General features: G+C 65.1%; 4 protein-coding genes and 1 pseudogene. 1 reads left to right on the forward strand and 4 read right to left on the reverse strand.

The window, feature by feature from the left end:
• Nucleotides 1-29: 29 nt before the first annotated feature.
• Genes ACFPOB_RS00930 through ACFPOB_RS00940 form a run of 3 tightly spaced genes read right to left on the reverse strand, consistent with a single transcriptional unit; the run spans nucleotide 30 to nucleotide 4,110 of the window.
• Complete coding sequence (locus ACFPOB_RS00930) at nucleotides 30-1,580, reverse strand: ABC transporter substrate-binding protein (protein WP_377795150.1); 1,551 nt, start codon at nucleotides 1,578-1,580, stop codon at nucleotides 30-32.
• 59 nt (nucleotides 1,581-1,639) lie between these two features.
• Nucleotides 1,640-3,184: an ABC transporter substrate-binding protein gene (locus tag ACFPOB_RS00935; RefSeq protein WP_377795151.1), complete on the reverse strand. Its 1,545-nt coding sequence runs from the start codon at nucleotides 3,182-3,184 to the stop codon at nucleotides 1,640-1,642.
• 41 nt (nucleotides 3,185-3,225) lie between these two features.
• The gene (locus ACFPOB_RS00940) at nucleotides 3,226-4,110 is read right to left on the reverse strand and encodes an alpha/beta hydrolase family protein (RefSeq protein WP_377795153.1); all 885 of its coding nucleotides are present in this window, start codon (nucleotides 4,108-4,110) and stop codon (nucleotides 3,226-3,228) included.
• A 152-nt stretch (nucleotides 4,111-4,262) separates the two neighbouring features.
• Between ACFPOB_RS00940 and ACFPOB_RS00945 the strand changes: the two genes are divergently transcribed.
• Nucleotides 4,263-4,913, forward strand: a complete 651-nt coding sequence (locus ACFPOB_RS00945; protein ID WP_377795155.1) for a GntR family transcriptional regulator — start codon at nucleotides 4,263-4,265, stop codon at nucleotides 4,911-4,913.
• On the opposite strand, the pseudogene ACFPOB_RS00950 reads toward ACFPOB_RS00945, so the two are convergent.
• Nucleotides 4,910-6,220 (reverse strand): annotated as a pseudogene (locus ACFPOB_RS00950) (ABC transporter substrate-binding protein); the annotation flags it as partial. The gene ACFPOB_RS00945 and the pseudogene ACFPOB_RS00950 sit on opposite strands and share 4 nt — an antisense overlap.
• Nucleotides 6,221-6,312 lie beyond the last annotated feature (92 nt).

The raw sequence follows: 6,312 nt of genomic DNA on the forward strand, positions 1-6,312 counted from the left end.
TCCTCCCGGATGCGCGGTGGCAGGTGGCGTCAGTTCGCCAGCGTCACTTCCCACATGCGCAGCTTCGACTGCCACGGCTTGAAGCCCTGGACGCGCTTGGCATGGGCGACGATGTCGAGACCGTTGAAGGCGAAGATCATTGGGACTTCGTCGATGACGCGCTTGTGCAAGTCGTCGACGAGCTTCTGGCGCTCGGCCCGGTCGGAGGTGACGTAGAGCTTGTCGATCAGCTTCTGAGCCTCCGGGTTGTCCCAGGTCTTGCGCGGCTGCTTGTCCTTCGGCCCGGAGAACTGCTCGAAGGCGATGGCGGGGTCGAAGCGTGCCGAGAAGGAGAAGGACTGCATCTGGTAGTTGCCCTTGTTGAAGCGGTCGAGCTGGGTCGCCCAGTCGAGCACGTCGATCTCGGCGTTGACGCCGACGGACTGCAGCATCTGCTGGGCCACCACCGCGGCCGGGAAGCTCGGCACGACCGGGCGCTTGTTGGCGAGGATCACGATCTTCTCGCCCTTGTAGCCGGCTTCCTTGAGCAGGGTCTTGGCGCGGGCAGCGTCGAAGACATGGCCCTTCTTCTCGGCCTCGCCGAAATAGCTCGAGCCGGAATATATCGGTGAGGTGTTGGGCTTGCCGAGGTCGTTGTAGAAGGCGGCGACGATCTCATCCATGTCGAGCGAGGCGGCGATCGCCTGGCGCAGCTTCTGGTTGCCCATCACCGCGTCCCGGGTCTGGATCAGGAAGACGTGCCGGACGGCATTGGGCTCGGCCACGACCGAGAGCTTGGGATTCTTCTTCAGCTCGGCCGCGTCGCTCGGCAGTATCTCGCTGAGATCGAGCGCGCCGGAGATCAGGCCGGCCTTGACCGTCGCCGGGTCCTTGACGATCAGGAACTTGACCTCCTTGAGCAGCGGACGCTTGGAGCCGACATAGCCGTCGCGCTGTCCGCCCGATGGCGATTTGTAGCCCTCGAAGGCGGTCATGGTGAAATACTCGCCGCGCTTCCACTCGCCGAACTTGTAGGGGCCGGTGCCGATCGGCTTGTCCCAGCTGCCATCGGCTTTGACCGAATCCTTGTGCAGGATCGCGGTCATCGCGCAGTCGGTGCGGGCGAGCGTGTCGAGGAAGAGCGCGTTCGGCTTATCGATCTGCATGACCACGGTGCGGGCATCGGGCGCCGTCACCGATTCGACCTTGAGGCCCGAGCGCCCGTCGAATTCCGAGGTGCAGCGCCAGTCGGTCTTCGGATCCATGTAGCGATTCCAGCTCCACAGCACGTCGGCCGAGGAGAGCTCGGCGCCGTTGTGGAACTTGACGCCCTGGCGCAGCGTGAAGGTGTAGGTCTTGCCGTCTGCCGAGAGATCGACCTTCTCGGCGAGCAATGGCGTCGCGACGCCGCCCTCATTATAGCCGACGAGGCCCTCGACCAGTTGCAGCGCGAAATCGTCGGTGTTGTCGTCGCGGTTGACGCCGGGATTGTTGCTGCGGATGTCGGCGGCGACCGCCACCGTGATGGACTGGGCCGCAGCCGGAGCGGCGAAAGTGCTTGCGGCGATGAGGGCGACGGCCGGCGCAAACAGATACTTCATCTCGGTCCCCTGTCGTTTTTAAGTTGTCGCTGTGATCGTGCCGCGGCGTCCGCGGCGGGTCAGTTGGCGAGGCCGACCTCCCAGAGCCGCGGCTTCGAGGCGACCCAGGGGGCGAAACCCCTCAGGCGCTTCGACACGACGGCGGTGTCGACCTGGTTGTAGAGGAAGATCAGCGGCGCATCGGCGAGCATCAGCTGGTGCAACTCATCGAACAGCTTCTGGCGCTCGCCCTCATCGGCGGTGATCGTCGCCTTCTCGATCAATTCGTCGGCGCGGCGGCTGTCCCAGGCCTTTGAAGGGTAGGTGTCCTTGGGGCCGCTGAACTGGTTGTAGCTCTGGGCCGGATCGATGCGGGCGGAATAGCTGAAGGACATCATCTGGTAGTTGCCCTTGCTGTAGCGGTCGAGCTGGGTCGCCCATTCCAGCACCTCGATCTCGCTGTTGATGCCGGCGGCCTGCAGCATGGCCTGCGCCACGACCGCGACCGGGAAGCTCGGCACGGTCGAGCGCTTGTTGGCGATCAGCTTGATCGTCTGGCCCTTGTAGCCGGCCTCGACGAGCAGCTTCTTCACCCGCGCCGGATCGTGGTTGTAACGCTGGCGTTGGACCTCGCTATAATAGGGCGAGGCCATGTGGACGGCCGAGTTGTTGACCTTGCCGAGTTCGTTCGAAGCCTGGGCGACGAGTTCGTCGAGATCGAGCGCCGCCGCGATCGCCTGACGCATGCGGACATCCGACAGCAGCGGATCGCGGCTCTGCAGCAGCAAAGCGTGCTTGGTCGCGCTCGGCGCGGTCATGACCTGAACGCTATTGCTCTTCTGCATCTCCGGCAGGTCGGAATCCGGGATATCCGCGACATGCAGCGCGCCCGAGAGCAGCCCGGCCTTGACGGTCGCGCCATCGGCGATGGCGAGGAACTTGACCTCCGGCACCAGCGCATTCTTGCGGCCGACATAGCCGTCACGCTTGTCGCCCGCCGGCGAGAAATAAGCATCGAAGCGCTTCAGCGAGACGAACTCGCCGCGGCGCCAGTCGCCGAGCATGAACGGGCCGGTGCCGATCGGCCTGTCGAAGCTGCCGTCGGGCTTCAGCGAGTCCTTGTGGATGATGGCGACCATGGCGCAATCGGTGCGCGCCATGGTGTCGAGAAAGAGCGCGCTCGGCTTCTCCAGCGTCATCACGACGGTCGACGGATCGGGCGCGGTGACGCTTGTCACCTTCATGCCGATGCGGCCGTCGAATTCCGACCGGCAGCGCCAGTCGGTCTTCGGATCCATATAGCGCGTCCAGTTCCAGAGGACGTCGGCCGAGGTGAGCTCGGCGCCGTTGTGGAACTTGACGCCCTTACGCAAGGTGAAGGTGTAGGTCAGCCCATCGGCGGAGGTCGTGACCTTCTCCGCCAGCAGCGGCGCGACCGCGCCGTTCTCGCGATAGCCGACCAGGCCCTCGACCATGTGCAGCACGACGGCGTCGGTGTTGTCGTCGCGATTGACGCCCGGATTGGTCGAGCGGATGTCGGCATTGAGCGCGACATTGATCGTCTGCGCCGTTGCGGGACTTGCGAGAGCAAGGAGAGCGAACGCGGAGATGAGCCGGCGGTTCATTGTCGTTTCCCTCGCTGATCGCTGTCCCGGTCCCGGCGGCTTCAGGCCGCTTTAGCCGCACCGGCGCGGCGCTTGGCGAGCACGTCGGCGAAGAAGTCCTCGACCCGCGGGACCGCCTTCAACCCGTCATGGGGCATGTTCGGCACCAGGTCGAAGCGCACGTCGATGCCGTGCTCCTCGAAGTTGCGGCGCAAGGTATCGAGCCGCTCGGGACGATTGGTGCCGGCATGGTTGGCGTCCGGCATCCAGCTGGCATTGCCGGGCTTGTGGGTGATCTCCCAGGTCTCGAGATCGGCGGCGCCGACGATCATCTGGACTGCGACCTTGCGCATCGCCTCGATATCGGGGGCGGTGCCGAAGAGCTCGGCCATGTTGCGGGTTCCGACCCACCAGTCGCGCGTCGGGTCGAGCAAGGTCACAGAACCCGGCGCACCGATCGAGGCGGCCCAGAGCCTGTTCGGCTGCAGCATCAGGAAGCGGTGGGTGAAATGGCCGCCGCCGGAATAACCGAACAGGGCGAAGCGGTCGAAGCGCAGGCCGTAATGCTGGGCGACCTCGTCGACCATGGAAAGCAGGATCTCGTCGTAACGAACCCCGCCTTCACGCATGTATTTGAAGCCGTTGCGGTTGCCGTCGCCCATCACGCCGATCGGGAAGAGCGGGGCGAGGATGATGCAATTGTTCCAGCGGCCGAAGGCCTCGAAAGCGTCGCGATAGCCGGTGAAGCCGCGGCCGGTGCCGTGCATGGTGACGACGAGCTCGGGCGCCTGCCCACCCTTGCCGAGGGTCTTCGGCACATAGAGGCAATAACTGAACCGCGGATCGGCCTTGCAGGCGATGACCGGCGTCGGGCCGAGATCGTAGAGCGCGCGGGCGATCGCCGCCGCGTCGTCCTGTTTGGCGGGCTTTGCAGCGGGAGCAGTCATACGGCGGTTCCTGATTGGCTACAAGATTGGCGCCAATTTTGTTGCATGATACGGATAGAGCTGCAAGCCGGATTCGACCGATGCCGAGCGGCCTGTGCGCGAGACGTGCGAGCCGGCTCGCAAGCGTCATTGCAATGCTCTAGAGACCCGTCATGGCCAGCCGTCCGAAAACCCGCCAGCGCGCCAAGGGCGAACTCGCCAACGAGATCGCCCGGGCGATCCATGTCCGCGCCTATCGGCCGGGCGAATGGCTGCGGCAGATCGATCTTGAGGAAGCCTTCCAGGCGACACGCTTCGACGTCCGCGCCGCGCTCGACGAACTCGCCGTGCGCAAGACGATCGAGCATGTGCCCAATCGCGGCTACCGCGTCACCGAGATCGATCTCGAGACCTATCGCGCGATCCGCGACACCCGCATCATCCTGGAGAGCGCGGCCGCCCGGCTCGTCATCGGCAAGATGGACGAGGAGGCGATCGCCAGGCTCGATGCGCTCGCCCATGAGTTCCGCCGGGCCGTGCAGAAAGGCACGCGGGTCGAGCAGAGCGAGATCAACCGCGCCTTCCATAGCCTGATCTATGCCCATTGCGGCAATCCGGTGCTGGCGGAGACGATCTGGAGCCTGCGCGACCGCTCGCGCGGCTCGGCGGTCACGGTCTGGGCCTCGCATCAGGCCCTGCTCGCCAGCGATGCGGATCATCACGCCATGGTCGCGGCGATCCGGGCCGGAGACGGCGAGCGCCTGGCCACGCTCACCACCCATCACATCACCAAGGACCTGATCGAGGTCAACGGCGCCGCCTAATCCGCGACCGTCACGTCCCAGAGCCGCGGCTTCGACAGGATCGAGGATTTGTAGCCCTTGATGCGCTTGCCATAGGCGCCGGCGTCGATGCCGTTATAGAGCATTACCATCGGCACCTCGGCGATGAAGCGCTGGTGCAGTTCGTCGAACAGCTTCTGGCGCTCGGCCTTGTCGGAGACCACCATCGACTTGTCGAGCAGGGCCTGCGCTTCCGGATTGTCCCAGACCTTGCGCGGCTGCGTCGCCTTCGGGCCGGTCACGGATTCGAAGGAGAGGGCGGGGTCGAGCCGGGCCGAATAGGGGAAGGCCTGGAGCTGGTAATTGCCCTTGGAGTAGCGGTCGAGCTGCGTCGCCCATTCCAGCACTTCGATCTGGACGTTGATGCCGGCGGCCTGCAGCATCTGCTGCGAGACCACGGCGGCGTCGAAGCTCTGCGGGTAGCGCTTGTTGGCCAGCATCACCAAGGGCTCGCCCTTGTAGCCGGCTTCCTGCAGCAGCTTCTTGGCGGCGGCGAGGTCGTGCTTGTAGCCGTTGGCCTGGACCGGCCCGTAATAGGACGACATCGCCGGCACGATCGAGTTGTTGCGCTTGCCGAGCCCGTCGGTGACCTGGGCGACCAACTCCTCGGTGTCGATCGCCGCCGCGATCGCCTGGCGCAATTTGACGTTGCCGAGTAGCGGATCGCGCGTCTGCAGCAAGATGCCGACCAGGCCCATGTTCTGCGTGATCGAGAGTCCGACGCGCTGGTCCTTCTTGAGCTCCTTGACCTCGGCATTGGCGACGTCGGGGACGATGTCGATATTGCCGCTCAGCAGCGCCGCCTTGGCGGTGGCGCCGTCCGGAATGACCATGAAGCGGACTTCATCGACGAGCGGGCGCTTGCCGCCGGTGTAGCCGTCGGGCGCGCCCGGCAGGCTGGCATAGGCCTCGTTGCGGGTCAGGCGAATGAATTCGCCGCGCTTCCATTCGCCGAATTTGTAAGGGCCGGTGCCGATCGGCCTGTCGAAGGAGCCGTCGGCCTTCAGCGAATCCTTGTGCAGGATCGCGGTCATCGCACAGTCGGTGCGGGCGATGTTGGCGAGGAAGAGCGAGCTTGGCTTGTCGAGCTTGAACATGACGGTCGCCGGATCGGGCGCTGTCACCGCCTCGACCTTGGCGCGGCCGCGGCCGTCGAACTCCGACAGGCAGCGCCAGTCGGTCCTCGGGTCCATGTAGCGGTTCCAGCTCCAGACCATGTCGGCCGAGGTCACCTCGGCGCCATTGTGAAACTTCAGGCCCTTGCGCAGGGTGAAGGTGTAGCTGAGAGCCCGTCCCGAAAGGGTTGAGCGACTGGGGCACTCGTGATTCCAAGGGGTTGTTCAGGCCATCTTGGAGCGAGCGATGTGGACCCCAGCCACTC

This window comes from Allobosea eneae (genome assembly GCF_042657265.1).
In the GTDB taxonomy this organism is placed as follows: Bacteria; Pseudomonadota; Alphaproteobacteria; order Rhizobiales; family Beijerinckiaceae; genus Allobosea; species Allobosea eneae.

Bases quoted from the DNA above. Each gene is read 5' to 3' on its own strand.
- ACFPOB_RS00930 (WP_377795150.1), bottom strand. From the start codon at position 1,580: ATGAAGTATCTGTTTGCGCCGGCCGTCGCCCTCATCGCCGCAAGCACT.
- ACFPOB_RS00935 (WP_377795151.1), bottom strand. From the start codon at position 3,184: ATGAACCGCCGGCTCATCTCCGCGTTCGCTCTCCTTGCTCTCGCAAGT.
- ACFPOB_RS00940 (WP_377795153.1), bottom strand. From the start codon at position 4,110: ATGACTGCTCCCGCTGCAAAGCCCGCCAAACAGGACGACGCGGCGGCG.
- ACFPOB_RS00945 (WP_377795155.1), top strand. From the start codon at position 4,263: ATGGCCAGCCGTCCGAAAACCCGCCAGCGCGCCAAGGGCGAACTCGCC.